Raw genomic sequence first — 16,467 nt, 5'->3', positions numbered from 1 at the left:
GGTCAGGCGAAGTCGGTCGCGGGTTCGGTGGCGTAGTGGCTCATGACCTCGATGTTCAGCTGCGGTGTCAGTTCCCGGCTGGCGGCGATCATGTCCCGGAGGTCGCGGAAGTACTGCACGTACAGATCGGGGCTGAAGGTGCTGAGCATGACCGCCGGTTGATCGGTGATATTGGCGAACGTGTGCGGGGCGCCGGGCGGGACCATCACCAGCGTGCCCGCGGTCACGTCGTGGTAGGTGTCGCCGGCGGTGAAGCGCAGCGTGCCGGAGATGATGTAGAACCCCTCGTCGTGCTGGGCGTGCCGGTGCTGAGGAGGTCCGGGAGTGCGCGGGGGAATGATGGATTCGGCGAGGCCGAGGCGGTGCCCGGTGTTGCTGCCGTCCTCGAGGACGCGCATGCGCGTGCCGCCTAGAACGATCAGCTCTCCCTCGCCGGGACGCACCACTGAAACGGTTGTGCCGGAATTGTTTTCGTTGTCGGACATGTCTCGATTGCACCGCCGGGCGACTCCGGTGTCCAAGACCTGTTCCGCGCTGCCGATACCGGACGGGTATCGTGCCAGCGTGGAGCTGCGTATGCTGCGCTATTTCGTGGCGGTTGCCGAGGAACGCCATTTCGGTCGCGCGGCTGTCCGGCTGCATATGAGCCAGCCGCCGCTGAGCCGTGCCATCCGGCAACTGGAGGCGGAAGTCGGGGCGGCCCTGTTCGACCGCTCACCGACCGGTGTCGGCCTCACCGGGGTCGGGCTGGTGCTGCTCGACGAGGCGCGCGCCCTGCTCGATCAGGCCGAGCGCGCCACCGTGCGGGTCGCCGCGGCGGCCGGAACCGCGGCTCTCACCGTCGGCATCCTGGGTGACGGCACCGATCCCGGCGTCACCAGGCTGGCAGCGGCCTACCGGCACACGCATCCCGAGATCGAGATTCGGATCCGCGATACCGATCTCACCGATCCCACGTGTGGACTGCGGGCGGGTCTGGTCGACGTCGCCGTGACCCGCGCCCCGTTCGACGACACCGCCCTGACCGTGCACGAACTGCGCGCCGACCCGGTCGGGGCGGTCCTGCGCGCCGATGATCCACTGGCCGGCCGCGATCACCTGACCCTGGCCGACCTGGCCGACCGCCGCTGGTTCCAGTTCCCGGACGGCACCGACCCCATCTGGCAGACCTATTGGAACGGGGGCCGGACCCGCGAAGGGCCGGTGGTGCGGGTCGTTCAGGAATGCGTGCAAGCCGTGCTCTGGAACGGCACCGTCGGCATCACCCCGCTCGGGCACACCGCGCCCGAGGGGCTGCGCGCGGTCCCGCTGATCGACATGACACCGAGCCGAGTCGTTGTCGCCTGGAACGAGGGCGACACCAACCCTCTGATCCGATCGTTCGCGCAGATCGCCGCGACGGCATACCGCGACCCCCAACCTGGTGGCGCTGGTTCCACCCGGCCGGGATCCGGGTGAGGTAAGCCGGGACGGATCGACGGTGCCCGCCTTGATCGCGATCGAGTTGAATTCTCTTCGGCGAGAAGAGGAACCGAGAATAAGTTTCGTTGTGTCTGCGATACCGACTGTCCAGATCGTGTTCACGGTTCGAGACCAGAGTGCGTTGACAAACAGCCTAATTGGTTAGTTACCCGAATGAATGCGTTGCCGGACAACCCCTCATCGTGATGAATCGGCCGAAGTCGAGTAGCGCACTACTCATTTCGGACAGCGGTGGTAGAGGGATGCTGATGCCGGGCGTTCGGTCACCGGAGGCGGGACGAACGTTCACGCAAGCCATCGCAGAAAGGTACAGCAAGATGGCATTCAAAAGGGTTGTCGTGACGCTGCACAGCATCAAAAATACTGGTACAGGACCCGATCCGGGTGATGAGCTGGAGATCTTCGGGAGGATATCGGTGGGGAAGCTGGTTTTCGTCCCGGAAATAGGTCAAACCGTCGCGGGGAATGTGAAGAACGTGTTCGACCACGCGAGCGATCAGACTTTGGAGATCCCACAGGGTTTCGCGTTCAACTTTCCACCCGCGCACCGCCACGAGCTCGACATCAGCGACGGGCAACAGCTACAGATCACCGGGCGGATCGGGGAGCAGGACGACATCGGCGAGAACGATTTCTTTCCCAACATCGATATCAAGAAGTCCTTCGCCGGCATCACCACCGAAACCCTGATAATCCCGCTCAACGAAAGCGGCCAGAAAATCGAGATCAACATGTCGACTGTCGTTGCGGCCGAGGGATAGTGCTACACGCGAAACCCCCCGCCGGATAGCCTGTCCGGCAGGGGGTTTCGGGTTCGATCGGGTGTTTACTGCTCGCCGTGCCGGCCGGGGGCGGCGCTACCGCTGTATTCGCCGAGATCGGAGACCAGCTTGGTCAGTTCCGGGTCGCTGTCGTAGCGGCGCTGGTGCAGTTCGGCGATCTTCTCGGCCATCTCCGGGTCCGGGTCGTCGGTGACATCGAAGGAGGCGAACTTGTCGACCAGGGGGAGGCCGACCCGGTCGGTGTGGCGGTGGGTCGGGTGGATCAGGTACTCCCAGTAGCCGGCCAGGTCTTCGATGACGAACACTGCGCCCCACTGGTATTCGCCGCCGAAGTCGGGGCCGACCACGAAGGACTTCACCGAGGGAATGCTTCGTCCCTGGTTGCGCAGGCTGTCGAGGGCCTCCTCGACGGCTTCGGGGGAGGCGTCGGCGCGGAGGGTCAGGCGGTTGCAGTGGTAGATCATTTCTTTCATCCTTCATTCGTTGGTGTTACTTGGCATTGCGGAGCAGGGGCAGCGCCGTCGCCGCGCCTGCGGTCATGGCCAGCCCGGTCCAGAGGAACGCGCCGCCGATGCTGGTCAGGTGGATGAGCGGCGCCACGATCAGCGGAGATGCGAACTGGCCGAGGAAGATTCCGGTGACCAGGCCGCTGAGGATCCGGCCGCGGGTGGCGGCCGGTGCGAGGTCGCTCAAGCGCAGGTTCAGGTTCGGGACGGCGAGGCCGACGCCGAACCCGCCCACGAGCAGCCCGGCCACCACCTGCGCCACGGAGCTCGCGGTACCGACCAGAACCCACCCGATGCCGAGCACGCCGACGCTGGCGGCGGTGAGGACATTCGGTGACCAGCGGGCCCGCAGGGACGGAAAGGCAAGTGCGCCTGCGACACTGCTGATCGTCGTCGCGGCGATCACCGCGCCGACCAGGGCCGGGCCGATGTGCAGTTGCGCCAGCAGGAAGGGCAGTTGGGTGGGGGCCATGTAGAAGGCGAGCGTCACTACGAAGGCAAGCAGGTAGAGCGCGGCGATCGGCCGGAAGATACCGGTCCGCGCACCAGCAGACTCGACACTGATCGGCCCGGATCCCTTGTCCCGCCGCTGTTCTCGCAGTGCGAAGAAGGCGAACGGCAGGATCAAGGCGGCGGCGCCGTAGATCCAGAACGGCAACTTCCAGTTCGACGCGGCCAGCAGACCCGCGAGCGGCAGGAAAACGACGCCACCGACGCCGGCGGAAGCCTGTTGCAGCCCGAGGAAAGTCGCTCGCTTCGGCCCCTCGAACCAATCGGTGATGATCGCGCTGACCGCGGTCATGATGCCGCCGACCGCGACGCCCACCAGGGCTCTGGTCACCAGCAGGACGCCGATACTGTCGACGAAGAACCCGGCCGCTCCCGCCACGGCGTACAGCGCGAGACTGCCCACCAGGAGCGGCTTTCGTCCGATCCGGTCGGCTGCCATGCCCGCCAGCGGAGCGCTGAGGCCGATCGCCAGCGACGTGACGGTCAGCACCAGCCGCACCAGCACGTCCGCGCCGGCCATCGCCGAGAACGTCTCGCGCATGGCGGGCAGGCTGGGTGCGATGACCGCCGGGCCCATCACCGTCAGCGTCGCGGCGGCCAGCACGGTGGCGCGGGCGATGCGCGCCGGCGTGGCCGGCAATCGCTCCACCGCCTCGTCAAGTGCCGCGCTCATGGTGTTCCTCCTCGTGTCCGGCAAGTCGTGTTCGCTTGCTGACCTCGAGATTTCCATCCGAGCACCGGCGCCCGCGTCGGTGATTTCTACCTAGATACGTAGTCGAGTCGCGGTTACGTAATGACCTACCTGCCTCGGGGGATCCTGGTCTCGACCGGTGGCGGTTGCCCGCTACACGGGCAGTTCCTGCGGACTCGTTCGGGATCGCGCAGTAGCGCGTCGAATGACGCGACGGGACCTATGGCCGGGGTTTCACCATGTGCACAGCACCGCTGATGTGGTTGGGCGGAAGCGGATTCGGTGTGGGGAGGAGCCGATAGCCCGCGTTCTGGTACATGCGGATGTTGCGTTCGCTGCGCGCGCCGGTGAACAGGACGAACTGTTCGATGTGCGGAGGAGCGAGACTTTCGATCAGGCGCAGCAGGCGGGAACCGACGCCGCGTCCGGCCAGGTCGGGGGCGACCATGAGCCGGCCGACGTGCCAGTCGTCGCCTTCGACCTGGCCGCGCACCGCGCCGACCAGACGTCCGCGTTGCCGCACCACCAGGGTCGTCGAGATGCTCGCCCAGCCCAGTACCTCGTCGTGGGTCTCGAGCAGCGGCGGGAGGTCGAGCATGTCATTGAGCACCGCCTCCGGGACCCAGCAGCATCGTTGCAGCACAACGAGTTCGGCGAGATCATCCGCGGCGAAGCGGGACAGTGCCGAGTCGGGGAGCACGTTCGACAGGGCGTCGTGCGGTAGGTCTATCTGGTTCGTCGACTGTGCGGTCATGGACGGTTCCGGTCGATTCCGGCGATGCGGAGGAGGTCGCAATACACAGTCCGAAGCTAGGGCGTGGTGGCTGTCCGGAGCAAGGAATATATCCAGCAGTCCAGCCGAGTGGCCGAGGTGATCCAGCCGATCGGCGGGTCGAAAGATGCTCGAACGGCGCCGCAGCGCATCGGCACCGTCGTACGAAGCGGCCGCGGCTCGGTCGCCTAAGCTGTCGTGGTGTCGCGTGTACGCGCCCGGTGGACGGCGTCGGCATGGAGGCACCACATTTCGAGAGGCGGCCATGGATCCCCATCGCGCCCACGCCCTGAGTCATGAACTGATCGACACCCACCAATGGCTGCGTAGCGAACTACGCCGAGTAGCCCGCGCACTGGACGAGTATCGCGACGACGTGCCGATCGGCCCGCTCCGAGACCTGCGTACGCACTGCCTGACCTTCTGCCAGGCCCTCACCGATCACCACACCACCGAGGACAAGACAGCGTTTCCCGTTCTGGCCCAACGTTTCCCGGATTTAGCCCCGGTCCTCGCCGAACTCTCCGCCGACCACCACCTGATCACGGACATCCTGACCCGAATGACCACCGCCCTAGCCGACCTCACCCCCGAAAATCTAGCGACGGTACGCGGCGAGATCACCGGCCTGTCAGCCATCATGGAATCCCACTTCCAGTGGGAAGAACGCCGAATCACCGCCGCTCTGGACAAACTGCCCACCGCCACCTACACCGCAGCACAGCTGTTCAGCGGTAGACCATGACGCCATGCCGCACCGGGGATTCGACGGTGGCATCTCTGCTCGGGATCGCCCAATTGTCATTCGGTGGAAGGCATTTGGACGATGATGCCGCCGAGGCGGGCTTCCTGCATGGTGGCGGGGTGTCCGTCGATGAAGCAGATGCCGGTTCGGGTGACCTCGGCGCATTCTTCGTCGGGGTTGTCGGTGTGCTCGATTGTGTCGGTGTAGTAGGCGATCATGCCGCCGCTGAGGCTGGTGTTGTAGCCGGTGATTCGGAGGCCGGCGCGATCGGTGGTTCGGTTCACGCAGTCGTCGCAGACTGCTCGGGGGTAGCGGTCGGTGTGGGCGGCGGGTTGCGCGCAGTGCGGGCATGGGTGGGTGTATCGGCGGCCGGGGGTTGGGGCCGCCAAGAGGAAATCGTTGCGGGCGAGGATGTTTCGCCCGCCGCCGGCCTGGTTGCGGCTGCGCCGGAGGTTCAGGAGAACGAACTCGGCGTAGTCGGCTGTTTCGGCGTCGAGTGCTTCGTGCCCGGGCAGGTCGCCGATGCGCGGGTGGCCGGCGTCGTAGGCCGCGAGCGCCGCTCGGTGCGCCGCCGAGAGTTCGCGGTCTGGGATGTGCCGGTTGGCATGCTCGGCCCGGGCCAGGTGTTCGGCGATTATCGCGTCGATGGTCTGTCCGTCCGCCAGCAGTATTCCGCTGCCGTAGCCGGTCGTGCTCACCAAGACGTAGCCGTCCATCGGTCCACGGTCGCCGTTGATCTTCTGTAAGAAGGCGAAACCACTTCCGTAACGGGCATTTTCGAGCCCGGGATGGGGGTAGTGGACGACGGTACCGGGATCCTGCGCTACGTCGCGCGCGTACCGTAGCGCTTCGTCATAGGTCGGCGGCGAACTCAGGTCTGGCCGTTTCATGACTGCCAGCCTATCGAGCCGAGTGCGCACGGCCGGTTGTCCGACCGCCCCAAAACGGACTATCGCCAGATCGGCGGGCCTATCGTATCCTTTGTATACAACGGATGCGAAGGGCGGCTGTGGTTTACGAGAACATACGTGAGCTGATCGTGCTCGGGGTGTTCCCGGCGGGGCGGGCGCTCGGTGAGCAGGAGTTGTGCGATCGGCTCGGGGTCAGTCGCACGCCGGTACGGGAAGCGTTGCGGCGCTTGGAAAGTGACGGTTTGGTGGCGGCTGCGCGCCGCGGTGTCACGGTGGTCGAACTGGACGCCAAGGCGCTGCGGGACGCGTACCTGATGCGTGCCTCGCTGGAGGCGCTCACCGCGGAACTGGCCGCCCGGCGCCAGCGCGCGGGCGAGCTGTCCCCGGCGTCGCTGCGCAGGCTCGTCGAGCACGCCGACCTGGCCGACGCGGCGACTCGCCGGGGCGATCTCGCCGCCGGTGTCGAGCACAATCGCGCCTTCCATCGGTACATCGCCGAACTCGCCGATATCCCGATGGCGCTGGAGGTGCTGGAGCGAATCTGGGATCGGATCATCGTGTCCACCCGGACATCGCTGAACGCACCACCGAGACCGGCACGCGTGGACGATCAGCACCGCAACCTGATTGCCGCGATCAGCGCGGGCGAACCGGACGCGGCCGCCGCGCAGGCCCGTGCCCATGTCCTGGCCACGATGTCCGTCGTGGCCGAGCTCGAGCAAGGAGCGACCAGTTGAGCAAAGCGCACGGCTACCAGGTGACGGTGCGGTGGACCGGCAACACGGGGGCCGGCACCTCCGGCTACCGCGACTACGGCCGCGACCACGACATCCTGGCCGACGGCAAGGAACCGGTGAAAGCTACTGCGGACCAAGCGTTCCTGGGCACCGCGGACCGATGGAATCCGGAGGAGCTGCTGGTCGCCACCCTGTCGCAATGCCACATGCTCACCTACCTCGCCCTGTGCGCCCGCGCGGGCGTGGTGGTCACCGACTACACCGACTCGGTCGGCGGTGTAATGGAAGAGGATCTCGGTGGCGGCGGTCGTTTCACCGAGGTCGTGTTGCGGCCGGAGGTGGTGCTCGCCGACCCGGACCTGCGCCACCAGGCGATGGAGTTGCACGAGAAGGCGCACAAGCTGTGCTTCATCGCCAATTCGGTCAACTTCCCGGTCCGGCACGAACCGGTGGTGCGCTGACCCGCTATCCAATCGCCCTCGCGGGCTACGTCCGGCCGATGTCGTTGATCGGCTGAATACGCAGGCCGGGCCGCGAACCATGCTGAGCCCGAGCGGAATTGCGAATCTGCTGCGGGGTCACCCCGAACCAGCGCCGAACCAGACGCGTCAGCGCCGATTGCTCCCGCAGCCCGACGAGCACCGATATCCGGCTCATCGGCAGATCGGTGTCGCACAGCATCCGGTACACCGTGTCCCGGCGGGCCCCGTCGAGTATTTCGCTGAAGGTGGTTCCCTCGTCGGCCAGCGCGCGTTGCAACGCCCGTTCGTGCATGCTCAGCGTGCGCGCGACGGATTCGATATCGGGCTTGGTGCTGGTGATCGTCTGCAGGATCGCTACGCGCACCCGCGCGCTCAATGTCCAATCCAGCTCGGAGTAGTTGCGCGTCAGATAGTCGACCGACATCGTGCGCAGGATCGGGCTGCCGCCCACGATCGGCCGGTCGGGTAGGTCGTCCGGTATCCGGAAGGCGGTCCGTCCGGTCTCGAATACCACTGGGGCGCCGAAGTATTCGCGGTAGCGGGCGACGGGGGCCAATGGCTTGTGCGGCAGGTGGAGCGAACGCAGACCGTAGTCCTCGCCCAGTATCGTGCACAGGCATTTGTGGATGGTGCCCGCGGAGAGATCGGTGCCCTGGACGAAGCCGGTCGAGTCGGCGGAGTCCCGGTATTCGAGCGCGATCGTGCCCGCCTCCTTTTCCGGGTCGCCGATCAGCCGGATGGCGATGCCGCTGTTGTGCGTGAACAGGAAGCGCGACGCGTAGGTCAGCGCATCGCCGGCGGTCGCGGCGTTGGTCAGCACGATCGAGAGCGCGCCGAGTATGTCGGTGTCCTGCCGGGAGGCCAGGCGCAGCCCGAAGTCCGGACAGTCCAGTTCGGTGGCGGCCGCCTCGAGCGCCCAGCCGATCACCTCCGCGGGCACGATCGCCTCGTCGTTGTCGAGTGCGTCGGGACTGATCTCGAAGCGCTCGAGCAAGGCACGGCCGTCGCCGCCCAGTTCCTCGACCAGCGCGGGGTAGCCCCGCAGACTGGCCGCTCGTGCCGTGGTCACCATTGGCGCTCACCCCTCCCGGTGGGTCGACAAACAAGTTACCGCCGTCGGTTCTTTCCGTGAATTGCGGGTCCGTTTGTCCTGCGAGTTTACGGTGCAAAAGAATGTCGCCAGAGGATAAAACGCACGAAATATGCACTCTGACCTGGCATTACATTCGAACTGTCGGCAATTGGCCGGTTGCCTGGGAATGTGTCGGCTATTACAGTCCCTACTCGCCGGTAACCGGCAATCAGCATGCGCCCTGATATGCAGAAACGTGGCCGTCTCGAATGGCCCGGAAGAATGTGGAGCGTTATGAAATCAAGGGAACGGACGATGATGTTCGCCCGGAAAACGGTCGCGTCGATCGTCGGTGTCGCCGCGGCGGCCCTGTTCGCCGGCCCGGTCGCCGACGCGACTCCCGAGTTCACCGGGATCGACGGTGGCCAGTACGCCGCCGGGTGGAAGGCGGCAGTCGATGGGCCGCAACCGTTTTCGCAGATCTTCCCGGACCTGGCGGTGCCGGTCACCATGAGCGACGGAACGGTGATCAAGCTCGATGTCACCCGGCCGGGGAATGCCGGGCGACCGGTGGACGCGAAGCTGCCGACGATCGTGGAGTTCGAGACCTATAGCAAGCTCGCGATCAACCTGGCCTCGGTGCTGTTGCAGATTCCGGGAATCGAGAACGTGCTGCTGCCGTGGATCGGATCCATCGGCGCGCCGCCCGGATCCGGCCTCGAGGGGATCACCGACCTGACCGAGCAGCTGCGCTCCGGACCCATCCAGACCTTTCTGCATAACTACGACCTGGTCAAGGGCGGCTACAACATGGTGCACGTGGACATCCGCGGCACCGGGACGTCCGAGGGCAAGTGGCAGATGTTCGGGGACAAGGAGCGCCAGGACGCGGCGGAGGTGATCGACTGGATCACCAAGCAGCCGTGGAGTGATGGCGGGGTCGCGGTGAAGGGCACCTCGGCCACCGGCATCGCGGCGTTGCGCGCCGCCGACCGCGGCAACCCGGCGGTGAAGGCGGTATTCACCTATATCGGCAGCGGCGATCTGGTCGATGACATCGTGGCTCCCGGCGGCAGTGTCGGATTCGGGTTCGCGGCGTTCTGGCCGATGGTGGTGAACCTGGCCAAATTCGCGCCCGACGTGGAGGCGATCATCGCGGGCAAGTTCGACCCCGCCCAGCAGCTGAAGTGGTTGCAGGACCGGCTCGCCGACCCGTTGACCATGGTCGATGTCGTCGCGAACGCCTTCACGGCGATGAACACCGGTCAGCTGACCCCCAAGACCCACGACCTCATGGACCCGGACTCGGACCTGCGCAAGGGTCTCTTGGCCGACACCGGGCAGGTCACGGCGCCGAGCTTCATGGTCAGCGGCTGGTGGGACCTGTTCGGCAGCACCCCCACCGAGACCTACAATGCGATGCCGCAGACGCCGGACCGCAAGAAGCTCGTCGTGGGAGAGGGATTCCACGCGGGCGCCGGGGTCAAGGGGTTCGGTGATCCGGGCATGCCGCCACGTCTGGATGTGCTGCAACGCGCGTGGTTCGACAAGTGGCTCAAGGGAATCGACAACGGGATCGACAACTACAGCTCGCTCACGTTGAAACGGCAAGGCGGCGGGTGGATCTCGTCGGACACCTTCCCCCAGCGCGAAACCGGTTACCGGCGTATGTACTTGAACGATCAGCGCTCCGGCACCGCGAATTCGCTATACGACGGCGGGCTTTCGGGCGCGCCGAAGCAGGACGGCGTCAACGATCTGACCGTCGCGCCGGGCGCGCTGAGTGTCTGCTCGCGCGACACCTCGCGAATCCTGGCCGGCGTCCCGTCGATCATCATGGCGTGCGGGGAGGACTCGCGGATCTGGGAGAACAACGGCCTCAGCTTCACCAGTAGTCCGGTGACCGAGCCGACGACGATCTCCGGCGCCATCAACGCCCACCTGAACACCGTGCTCGACCAACCCGACGGCTACTGGGTCGTCACGGTGAACGATGTCTTCCCGGACGGGCGGTCACGCGAGATCAGCTCGGGCCAGCTGGTGGCCTCGCTGCGGCAGATCGATGAATCAAAGAGCACGAAGTCCGCCAACGGTGACTACACGCGCCCCTCGTACTACATCGATATAGACAAGCGGCAGACCGTGCCGCCCGGCCGACCCCTTGTCCTCGATATAGCCGTCGACCCGACCGACGCGGTCCTGCAACCCGGACATCGATTGCGCGTCGACGTATACGCCAGCAACTTTCCGAAAGGCTTGCCGCCCATGCCGATTCTGGTCGACAGCAAGCTGGCTCCGCAGCACCTACGCCTGGATCCGGGCGAGCCCAGCTGGGTGAACATCCCGCTGAGCACCGACATCCCGGAATAGGGCATCGAACTCCCCGGCACCGTGCATCTCCAGGGGGAATGCACGGCGCCGGGGGCTGCCCGCGCCCGCATCCGAACAAGGGAACAACGACCATGGACACCAGTCGCACGCCTGCTTCTCGACCCGCACGACTGCCGGCTCTGGCCGGCGCACTCCTGCTCGCCGGAGCCTGCGGACTGGCCGGGTTGCCGGCCGCATCGGCCGAGCCTGCCGTTGAACCTGTTGCAGCACAACCAGGTTCAGTTGATACGTTCTACGACCCACCCGCCGGTTATGAATCCGTCCCACCGGGAACCATTCTCGCCAGCCGGGCGGTACGCGCAAATGTGTTGCCGCAGTTGCCGTTAGCCGTGCGCGCCTGGCAACTGCTGTACCGCACCACCGATGCCGACGGGAACCCGTACGCCGCGGTCACCACCGTGATGATCCCGGAAGGACAGGTCCGTTCGCGTCCGCTGTTGTCGGTGCAGGCGGCCTACGACTCCATCCAGCGCTCCTGTATGCCGTCCTACCAGCTGACCGCCGACGACCCGGCCGCACCACCGCCGGCCGAGGCGTTGCAGGCCGTGACCGCGCTGGATCGTGGTTGGGCGGTGGCGATTCCGGATCCCGGCGGCATCGACAACCGGTTCCTCACGCCGCGGGTCATGGGATACACCGTGCTGGACGGCATTCGGGCCGCGGCGAGCTTCGGCCCGCTCGGCCTGGACGGAGCCGCCACCCGCACCGCGCTGACCGGTTACTCCGGGGGTGGTATCGGGACCAGCTGGGCCGCCGAGCTGCAGCCGTCGTACGCCCCGGAACTGAACATCGTGGGCGCGGCACTCGGCGCTCCCGTTCCGGATCTGGCCGCGGCGATGCACGCGGTCAGCGGCCGCGTCTCCGGTGGGCTGATTCCGGTCGGCATCGCCGCCCTGATGCACGATTCCCCGGAATTCGCCGCCGCTCTCGACCCGTACCTGAAGCCGGGAGCACGCGCGATCCTCGCGTCCGCCGGACGCGACTGCGTCTCGGCCACCGCGGCGCACAACCTGTTTCTCGCCGACTCCGATCTGCTGACGGCGCCGCTGGATCGGGTGCTCGCGGATCCGGTGATCCACGCCGTCATCGCCGAGCGCAAGCGGGGAACCGCCGCACCGACGACACCGCTGTACATCGTGAACGCGGTACACGACGAGGTCAGTCCGATCCAGAGCGTTGATGATCTCGTCGCGACCTACTGCGCGAGCGGCGCATCGGTCACCTACGTGCGCGACGCCATGCCGGACCTGATCAGCAACCACAACATCGAAGCCGTCACCGGTGTCAGCGACATGTTCGCCTGGCTCGACCAGGTCATGGCCGACCGCGCGCCGAGTCGCGGCTGTCACACGACCACCGTCGCGTCCACCTTGGACACCGGCTCCTGGGTCGGTCAGCTGCCGCGGTTCGCCCAGGGGCTGGCGCGGGCGCTGTTCGGTCAGGCGCTCGGGAACTGAGACGGCACGGTTCAGTGCACGAGCTTCAGCCCGACCACACTGCCGACAATGCCTAGCAGGAAAAGCACTTTCAACACCGATACCGGTTCCGAGCCGGTCGCCATCGCGTACACGACAGTGAGCACGGCCCCGATGCCGACCCACACCGCGTATGCCGTGCCGACCGGCAGGCCGCGCATGGCGAACGCCAGTCCGGCCATACTCGCCGCGAGCGCGACCAGGAAGATCACAGTCGGCAGGAGTCGGCTGAACCCAGCCGATTTGCCCAGGGCGGTAGCCCAGACGGCTTCGCAAACTCCGGACAGCATGAGAATCAACCACGACATGACGAGCCTCCGAGGCCGTCTTGTCGCGCACCGGGTACGGCTCCCTCGTCCGGGGTCCTTTTCAGGGCCTACTACCCACCATGGCAACTTCGGGTGCCCCCGGCAACCTGCCCTGCGGTGACCTTTCTCTCCGCGCGTCGCGGGAGATACCGCATTCGTGCGCTAATATAGAGTGATCACTCTAAATACTGTGCGAGGAGGAGTCATGGCCGTCTACAACGTGCACGAACGACTGCTAGCCGCTAAATCCAGCGAGGTGGGTGCGCTCGTCGACACCCTCGCGAGCAGCGACGACAAACTGTGGCCACCCGGATGGCCGCCGATGGAGTTCGACCGCCCGCTCGGCGTCGGCGCGGTCGGCGGGCACGGACCGGTCCGCTACACCGTCGCCGCCTACGTGCCGTCCACCTGGGTACGGTTCACCTTCACCGGCCCGCGCGGCTTCGACGGCTTCCACGAATACGCCGTCCTCGCCGTCGACCCGGACCACACCCTGCTCCGGCACACCGTCGCCATGAAAACCCACGGCGCGGCGCGTCTCACCTGGCCCCTGGCCATCGGCCCGCTCCACGACGCCTGCCTGGAAGACAGCCTCGACCGCGCCGAACGCGCCTGCACGGGAACCGTTGCCCGGCCGGCACATTGGGGTCCGTACGTCCGACTCCTACGCCGACTCCTCGGATCCCCCGAACTCCCGAGCAGCAACTAGGCGACCACCACCCCCCGGTCGGCCTGCCAACGAACCCCCACTGCGGACCTGCTCCCCACCGCGCGCCCGCGCGCAAATTCCGCAGCGCCGCACCACTTCTGATTTCCCGCACCTGAATTTGCATGCGATTTTCGATGCGGGAAATCAGAAGTGGTGCGGGAAATCAGAAGGTATGCGCGGGAGCGCGGCCGAGCCGGCGGGCTTACCGTCGAGACCGCGCATCTGTGGCCACTCGTGCCAGCATCGACACTCCGACACGTGGCAGTGCATCCAGCCGTCGCAAACCTTGTCGGGCTCCCATAGCGTGTGCTCGGAGATCGGATGCGGGCATAGGTCACAGACTTCGGGTGGAGTCCACGCTGGGTTGGGCTCGCTCATGAGCAGTAATCATTGATGATCAGCGTGGATGTGGTTCGGCGGGGGCGAGCGGTGGAGTTTGTGGCGGACTGCTCAGGAGTCTTCAGCGACGCATCGGTGGGTCGAACGTCGCGGTATCAGGGTGTGTTCACGCGGCGGGCGCTGGCGTCGGGACGGTAGGTGTAGTGGATGAGTCCTTGTTGAAACTTGCCTACTTTGTCGTAGAGGGCGCGCGCTGGGGCGTCTGCCAAGGTGTTCCAGTAGAGGCCGGGGGAGTCGTGTGCTGTGGCGTCCTGCGCCACCCACTCGATCATCGCTGTCGCCACGCCTCTGCGTCGCGCCTTCTCATCGACGTACAGGTCCGCCAAATAGCACTTTCCCGAGTACCAGATGCTGGCGTGGAACAGGTAGTGCGCGATTGCGACCATCTTGCCGTCCAGCCGGGCGGCGGCCCCGCGTATCCGGTCGTCGTCGAGCAACCGTCGCCATGCGCGTTCGTAGTCGTCGTCGCGTCGTTCCACCGCGAAGTAGGCGTCCTTGCCACGAGCAAGCAATTCCCAACCGGCACGGTCGGATTCCGTCAGCAGCCTGATCTCTACCACGGTGAGCATCCTGCCTTACCGGTTGAGCCGGGAGCGGGCGTCGGTGGCACGTGCTCCACAGTAGGTGAATTCGGTTGCTGCTCGCGGGAATCGGGTTCGCGAACGGCGCAAGGGAGTGGGGGAGGTGGATACGATTCCGGGTATGGGTGAGGTGCTCGACTATGCCACTGCGGGGCCGCTGACGGGTTTGGGTGGGACCGACTCTGCTGTGTTGCGGTCGGTCCCCGACGAGGTGGTCGAGATTTGCCGGCTGGCTTCGTCGCTGGTGATCCAGCCGCATGATGCTCGGGCGCTGGGTTTGCCGGCAGAACGATACGGCGAGAACCAGATTCGATCGGCCGACCGATTGATCGACGCGCTGCTGGCGCTGGAGCCTGCTCCGTTGACGGTCGCCCGTGAGCCGTCTCGTCGCGTCATCGGCACGTGTCGCCACTTTGCCGTGATCAGCTGTGCGCTGCTGCGCCACCGCGGTGTCGCGTCGAGGGTGCGGTGTGGTTTCGCCACCTACTTTCAGCCGGGGCAGGGGCTCGATCACTGGATCACCGAGTACTGGAACGATTTTCGAGGCCGATGGGTGCGCGTCGACTCCGAGATTCTCGGCTTGGACACCCTGGAACATCCCGAAGATCTCCGGCCCGGCGAATTCCTCAGCGGCGGTGAAGCCTGGGTCGCATACCGGAACGGCCAGATCGACGCCGCCACCTTCGGGGTCTACGGAACCGAGAACTGGGGACCCGCCGAGATCCGCGGCAACGCCGTCAAAGATCTCGCCGCGCTGAACAAAGTCGAAATGCTGCCCTGGGACGAGTGGGGTCGCATGACCGCGGCCTACAACGGCGAGACCGGTCCGGACTACGACGACCTGCTCGATACCCTGGCCGCGACCTGCGCCCGAGACGACCCCGCCGAGGTCGTGGCCCTGTACGCGCGCGACGAATTACGCGTTCCCGCAGACCTTCTCCGACAGTAGCCGATGGTGAACGCGCCCCAGCGCGGGCCCGTCCCCCGTGATGCTCCGGTCGCGCATGTCCGGCGGTGGCGAGCAAGGGCGGACAACCCGTGACCGCTCATGTTCGCGTGGATCCCTTGGCCGCCCGGTTCATCAGTTCGGCTTCGCTGCGGTCCAGCCAGCGCCGATACCATTGCGCAAAGCCGAGCCTGGCGCCTGCCCCGTCGGCCAATGGCTCGAAACCGTTCCGGTCGGCGGTGTTGTCGGCCCACATCTGCCCGCTCGACTCCCCGCTGACGACGAGCGCCTCGCGCTGTGCGCAACCGAGGTGGCACGGGTAGAGCAGTCCGACCGAATGCCCTGGGCGGTAAACGATCTCATCGTGCGCCTCCCAGTACGCGTCCCATCGGACCGGTCGTGCGTCATGAGCTGCACCGTATCGCGAGCCGGAATCCGCGGATTGCCCCAAGTCGGGTGACGCGGAATTGGTGAGTGGCGCGATCGGGTAGACGTTCGTCCGGTCCAAATGTGCTCGGCTGCGTTGCGCATTCAGTCGTGCCGCGCCGTCCTCCGCGCAGAGATCAACTGGCTGCCGCCAGCACCCGCCACACCTTTCTGGAACGCGGGCGGGCCTGCGGGGCCGCGTACTCGATTCGACGACGCGCTTCGGGGGCGCTGATCCGTAGCAGATCGGTCAGTAGCTCCACGGTGTCCCGATAGCCGGTATCTGCGGCGAGACCACGACGCTCGGCTTCGGCAACGGCCGCCCGCATGGCGGCGTCCAGCCGTCTCCGGCGGCGTTCGGTTTCGACGAGGGTGCGCAGCAAGTCGACATCGGTCAGCTCCGGCCATCCTGGTGCTGGAGCATCCGGCGCAAGCGCGGTCGAATGTATGTTCACCCGAGGCAGCCTACCTCACGATAGAACATATGTTCGACAATTCGCGTCCCCGTTTCGTTGAGGCAGAGGCATCCTCGGCCGCCCTCC

19 protein-coding genes and 1 riboswitch are annotated in these 16,467 nt (G+C 66.2%); of the genes, 9 read left to right on the top strand and 10 right to left on the bottom strand.

Translation table 11 applies throughout. The features are described 5' to 3' along the window. Positions 1-2 precede the first annotated feature (2 nt). A complete protein-coding gene (locus ACFQ9K_RS11150; RefSeq protein WP_378726991.1) occupies positions 3-485 on the bottom strand; it encodes a cupin domain-containing protein in 483 nt (160 codons plus the stop codon). Positions 486-564: 79 nt separating this feature from the next. On the opposite strand from ACFQ9K_RS11150, the gene ACFQ9K_RS11145 reads away from it, so the two are divergent. Together ACFQ9K_RS11145 and ACFQ9K_RS11140 are read left to right on the top strand one after the other, a co-directional pair. Beyond that, on the top strand, positions 565-1,458 hold the full coding sequence (locus ACFQ9K_RS11145) for a LysR substrate-binding domain-containing protein (RefSeq protein ID WP_378726993.1): 894 nt from the start codon (positions 565-567) through the stop codon (positions 1,456-1,458). A gap of 341 nt (positions 1,459-1,799) precedes the next feature. Beyond that, on the top strand, positions 1,800-2,243 hold the full coding sequence (locus tag ACFQ9K_RS11140) for a hypothetical protein (protein WP_378983109.1): 444 nt from the start codon (positions 1,800-1,802) through the stop codon (positions 2,241-2,243). A 65-nt stretch (positions 2,244-2,308) separates the two neighbouring features. On the opposite strand, the gene ACFQ9K_RS11135 is transcribed toward ACFQ9K_RS11140, so the two are convergent. The 3 genes from ACFQ9K_RS11135 to ACFQ9K_RS11125 all read right to left on the bottom strand — a co-directional run bounded on the left by ACFQ9K_RS11135 (position 2,309) and on the right by ACFQ9K_RS11125 (position 4,725). Continuing rightward, complete coding sequence (locus tag ACFQ9K_RS11135; RefSeq protein ID WP_378983106.1) at positions 2,309-2,728, bottom strand: Dabb family protein; 420 nt, start codon at positions 2,726-2,728, stop codon at positions 2,309-2,311. Between the two features lie 25 nt (positions 2,729-2,753). Beyond that, the gene (locus ACFQ9K_RS11130) at positions 2,754-3,953 is read right to left on the bottom strand and encodes an MFS transporter (protein WP_378724588.1); all 1,200 of its coding nucleotides are present in this window, start codon (positions 3,951-3,953) and stop codon (positions 2,754-2,756) included. A 238-nt stretch (positions 3,954-4,191) separates the two neighbouring features. Further along, positions 4,192-4,725 carry a GNAT family N-acetyltransferase gene (locus ACFQ9K_RS11125; RefSeq protein WP_378724586.1) on the bottom strand — a complete coding sequence of 178 codons (534 nt, stop codon included), beginning with the start codon at positions 4,723-4,725 and terminating at the stop codon, positions 4,192-4,194. A 283-nt stretch (positions 4,726-5,008) separates the two neighbouring features. Here ACFQ9K_RS11125 and ACFQ9K_RS11120 point away from each other — a divergent pair, with 283 nt between their 5' ends. Further along, on the top strand, positions 5,009-5,488 hold the full coding sequence (locus tag ACFQ9K_RS11120; protein WP_378724584.1) for a hemerythrin domain-containing protein: 480 nt from the start codon (positions 5,009-5,011) through the stop codon (positions 5,486-5,488). 56 nt (positions 5,489-5,544) lie between these two features. Here the strand turns inward: ACFQ9K_RS11120 and ACFQ9K_RS11115 are convergent, their stop codons facing one another. Further along, the gene (locus ACFQ9K_RS11115; protein ID WP_378724582.1) at positions 5,545-6,378 is read right to left on the bottom strand and encodes a hypothetical protein; all 834 of its coding nucleotides are present in this window, start codon (positions 6,376-6,378) and stop codon (positions 5,545-5,547) included. A gap of 104 nt (positions 6,379-6,482) precedes the next feature. Here ACFQ9K_RS11115 and ACFQ9K_RS11110 point away from each other — a divergent pair, with 104 nt between their 5' ends. Both ACFQ9K_RS11110 and ACFQ9K_RS11105 read left to right on the top strand, forming a co-directional pair. Continuing rightward, the gene (locus ACFQ9K_RS11110) at positions 6,483-7,136 is read left to right on the top strand and encodes a GntR family transcriptional regulator (RefSeq protein ID WP_378724580.1); all 654 of its coding nucleotides are present in this window, start codon (positions 6,483-6,485) and stop codon (positions 7,134-7,136) included. Continuing rightward, positions 7,133-7,597, top strand: a complete 465-nt coding sequence (locus ACFQ9K_RS11105; RefSeq protein ID WP_378724577.1) for an OsmC family protein — start codon at positions 7,133-7,135, stop codon at positions 7,595-7,597. Before ACFQ9K_RS11110 ends, ACFQ9K_RS11105 begins: the two co-directional genes overlap by 4 nt. A 25-nt stretch (positions 7,598-7,622) precedes the next feature. Here the strand turns inward: ACFQ9K_RS11105 and ACFQ9K_RS11100 are convergent, their stop codons facing one another. Further along, on the bottom strand, positions 7,623-8,690 hold the full coding sequence (locus tag ACFQ9K_RS11100) for an AraC family transcriptional regulator (RefSeq protein WP_378724575.1): 1,068 nt from the start codon (positions 8,688-8,690) through the stop codon (positions 7,623-7,625). Between the two features lie 315 nt (positions 8,691-9,005). Between ACFQ9K_RS11100 and ACFQ9K_RS11095 the strand changes: the two genes are divergently transcribed. Then, complete coding sequence (locus ACFQ9K_RS11095; RefSeq protein ID WP_378724570.1) at positions 9,006-11,060, top strand: CocE/NonD family hydrolase; 2,055 nt, start codon at positions 9,006-9,008, stop codon at positions 11,058-11,060. A 338-nt stretch (positions 11,061-11,398) separates the two neighbouring features. After that, entirely contained in the window at positions 11,399-12,538 is a 1,140-nt protein-coding gene (locus tag ACFQ9K_RS11090; RefSeq protein ID WP_378724568.1) for a lipase family protein, read from the top strand. 11 nt (positions 12,539-12,549) lie between these two features. Here the strand turns inward: ACFQ9K_RS11090 and ACFQ9K_RS11085 are convergent, their stop codons facing one another. Continuing rightward, positions 12,550-12,864 carry a DMT family transporter gene (locus tag ACFQ9K_RS11085; protein ID WP_378724565.1) on the bottom strand — a complete coding sequence of 105 codons (315 nt, stop codon included), beginning with the start codon at positions 12,862-12,864 and terminating at the stop codon, positions 12,550-12,552. 8 nt (positions 12,865-12,872) lie between these two features. Next, positions 12,873-12,937: riboswitch (guanidine-III (ykkC-III) riboswitch) on the bottom strand. Between the two features lie 132 nt (positions 12,938-13,069). Here ACFQ9K_RS11085 and ACFQ9K_RS11080 point away from each other — a divergent pair. After that, positions 13,070-13,573, top strand: coding sequence for an SRPBCC family protein (locus ACFQ9K_RS11080; protein WP_378724563.1), 504 nt, complete (start codon positions 13,070-13,072; stop codon positions 13,571-13,573). Positions 13,574-14,067: 494 nt separating this feature from the next. On the opposite strand, the gene ACFQ9K_RS11075 is transcribed toward ACFQ9K_RS11080, so the two are convergent. Continuing rightward, positions 14,068-14,541, bottom strand: a complete 474-nt coding sequence (locus ACFQ9K_RS11075) for a GNAT family N-acetyltransferase (protein ID WP_378724561.1) — start codon at positions 14,539-14,541, stop codon at positions 14,068-14,070. 133 nt (positions 14,542-14,674) lie between these two features. Here ACFQ9K_RS11075 and ACFQ9K_RS11070 point away from each other — a divergent pair, with 133 nt between their 5' ends. Continuing rightward, positions 14,675-15,502, top strand: coding sequence for a transglutaminase domain-containing protein (locus ACFQ9K_RS11070; RefSeq protein ID WP_378724558.1), 828 nt, complete (start codon positions 14,675-14,677; stop codon positions 15,500-15,502). 97 nt (positions 15,503-15,599) lie between these two features. Here the strand turns inward: ACFQ9K_RS11070 and ACFQ9K_RS11065 are convergent, their stop codons facing one another. Together ACFQ9K_RS11065 and ACFQ9K_RS11060 are read right to left on the bottom strand one after the other, a co-directional pair. Then, complete coding sequence (locus ACFQ9K_RS11065) at positions 15,600-15,755, bottom strand: hypothetical protein (RefSeq protein ID WP_378724556.1); 156 nt, start codon at positions 15,753-15,755, stop codon at positions 15,600-15,602. Positions 15,756-16,062: 307 nt separating this feature from the next. Beyond that, positions 16,063-16,380: a DUF222 domain-containing protein gene (locus ACFQ9K_RS11060; protein WP_378724554.1), complete on the bottom strand. Its 318-nt coding sequence runs from the start codon at positions 16,378-16,380 to the stop codon at positions 16,063-16,065. Positions 16,381-16,467 lie beyond the last annotated feature (87 nt).

The sequence above is a fragment of the Nocardia sp. NPDC056564 genome, from assembly GCF_042793755.1.
In the GTDB taxonomy this organism is placed as follows: Bacteria; Actinomycetota; Actinomycetes; order Mycobacteriales; family Mycobacteriaceae; genus Nocardia.
This window is presented reverse-complemented; position numbering and strand designations above follow the sequence as displayed.

Excerpts from the sequence above, each read along its gene's own strand:
- ACFQ9K_RS11125 (WP_378724586.1), bottom strand. The coding sequence starts at position 4,725 with ATGACCGCACAGTCGACGAACCAGATAGACCTACCGCACGACGCCCTG.
- ACFQ9K_RS11130 (WP_378724588.1), bottom strand. The coding sequence starts at position 3,953 with ATGAGCGCGGCACTTGACGAGGCGGTGGAGCGATTGCCGGCCACGCCG.
- ACFQ9K_RS11120 (WP_378724584.1), top strand. The coding sequence starts at position 5,009 with ATGGATCCCCATCGCGCCCACGCCCTGAGTCATGAACTGATCGACACC.
- ACFQ9K_RS11100 (WP_378724575.1), bottom strand. The coding sequence starts at position 8,690 with ATGGTGACCACGGCACGAGCGGCCAGTCTGCGGGGCTACCCCGCGCTG.
- ACFQ9K_RS11075 (WP_378724561.1), bottom strand. The coding sequence starts at position 14,541 with ATGCTCACCGTGGTAGAGATCAGGCTGCTGACGGAATCCGACCGTGCC.
- ACFQ9K_RS11110 (WP_378724580.1), top strand. The coding sequence starts at position 6,483 with ATGCGAAGGGCGGCTGTGGTTTACGAGAACATACGTGAGCTGATCGTG.
- ACFQ9K_RS11150 (WP_378726991.1), bottom strand. The coding sequence starts at position 485 with ATGTCCGACAACGAAAACAATTCCGGCACAACCGTTTCAGTGGTGCGT.
- ACFQ9K_RS11115 (WP_378724582.1), bottom strand. The coding sequence starts at position 6,378 with ATGAAACGGCCAGACCTGAGTTCGCCGCCGACCTATGACGAAGCGCTA.
- ACFQ9K_RS11080 (WP_378724563.1), top strand. The coding sequence starts at position 13,070 with ATGGCCGTCTACAACGTGCACGAACGACTGCTAGCCGCTAAATCCAGC.
- ACFQ9K_RS11085 (WP_378724565.1), bottom strand. The coding sequence starts at position 12,864 with ATGTCGTGGTTGATTCTCATGCTGTCCGGAGTTTGCGAAGCCGTCTGG.
- ACFQ9K_RS11070 (WP_378724558.1), top strand. The coding sequence starts at position 14,675 with ATGGGTGAGGTGCTCGACTATGCCACTGCGGGGCCGCTGACGGGTTTG.
- ACFQ9K_RS11095 (WP_378724570.1), top strand. The coding sequence starts at position 9,006 with ATGATGTTCGCCCGGAAAACGGTCGCGTCGATCGTCGGTGTCGCCGCG.
- ACFQ9K_RS11065 (WP_378724556.1), bottom strand. The coding sequence starts at position 15,755 with ATGTGGGCCGACAACACCGCCGACCGGAACGGTTTCGAGCCATTGGCC.
- ACFQ9K_RS11135 (WP_378983106.1), bottom strand. The coding sequence starts at position 2,728 with ATGATCTACCACTGCAACCGCCTGACCCTCCGCGCCGACGCCTCCCCC.
- ACFQ9K_RS11140 (WP_378983109.1), top strand. The coding sequence starts at position 1,800 with ATGGCATTCAAAAGGGTTGTCGTGACGCTGCACAGCATCAAAAATACT.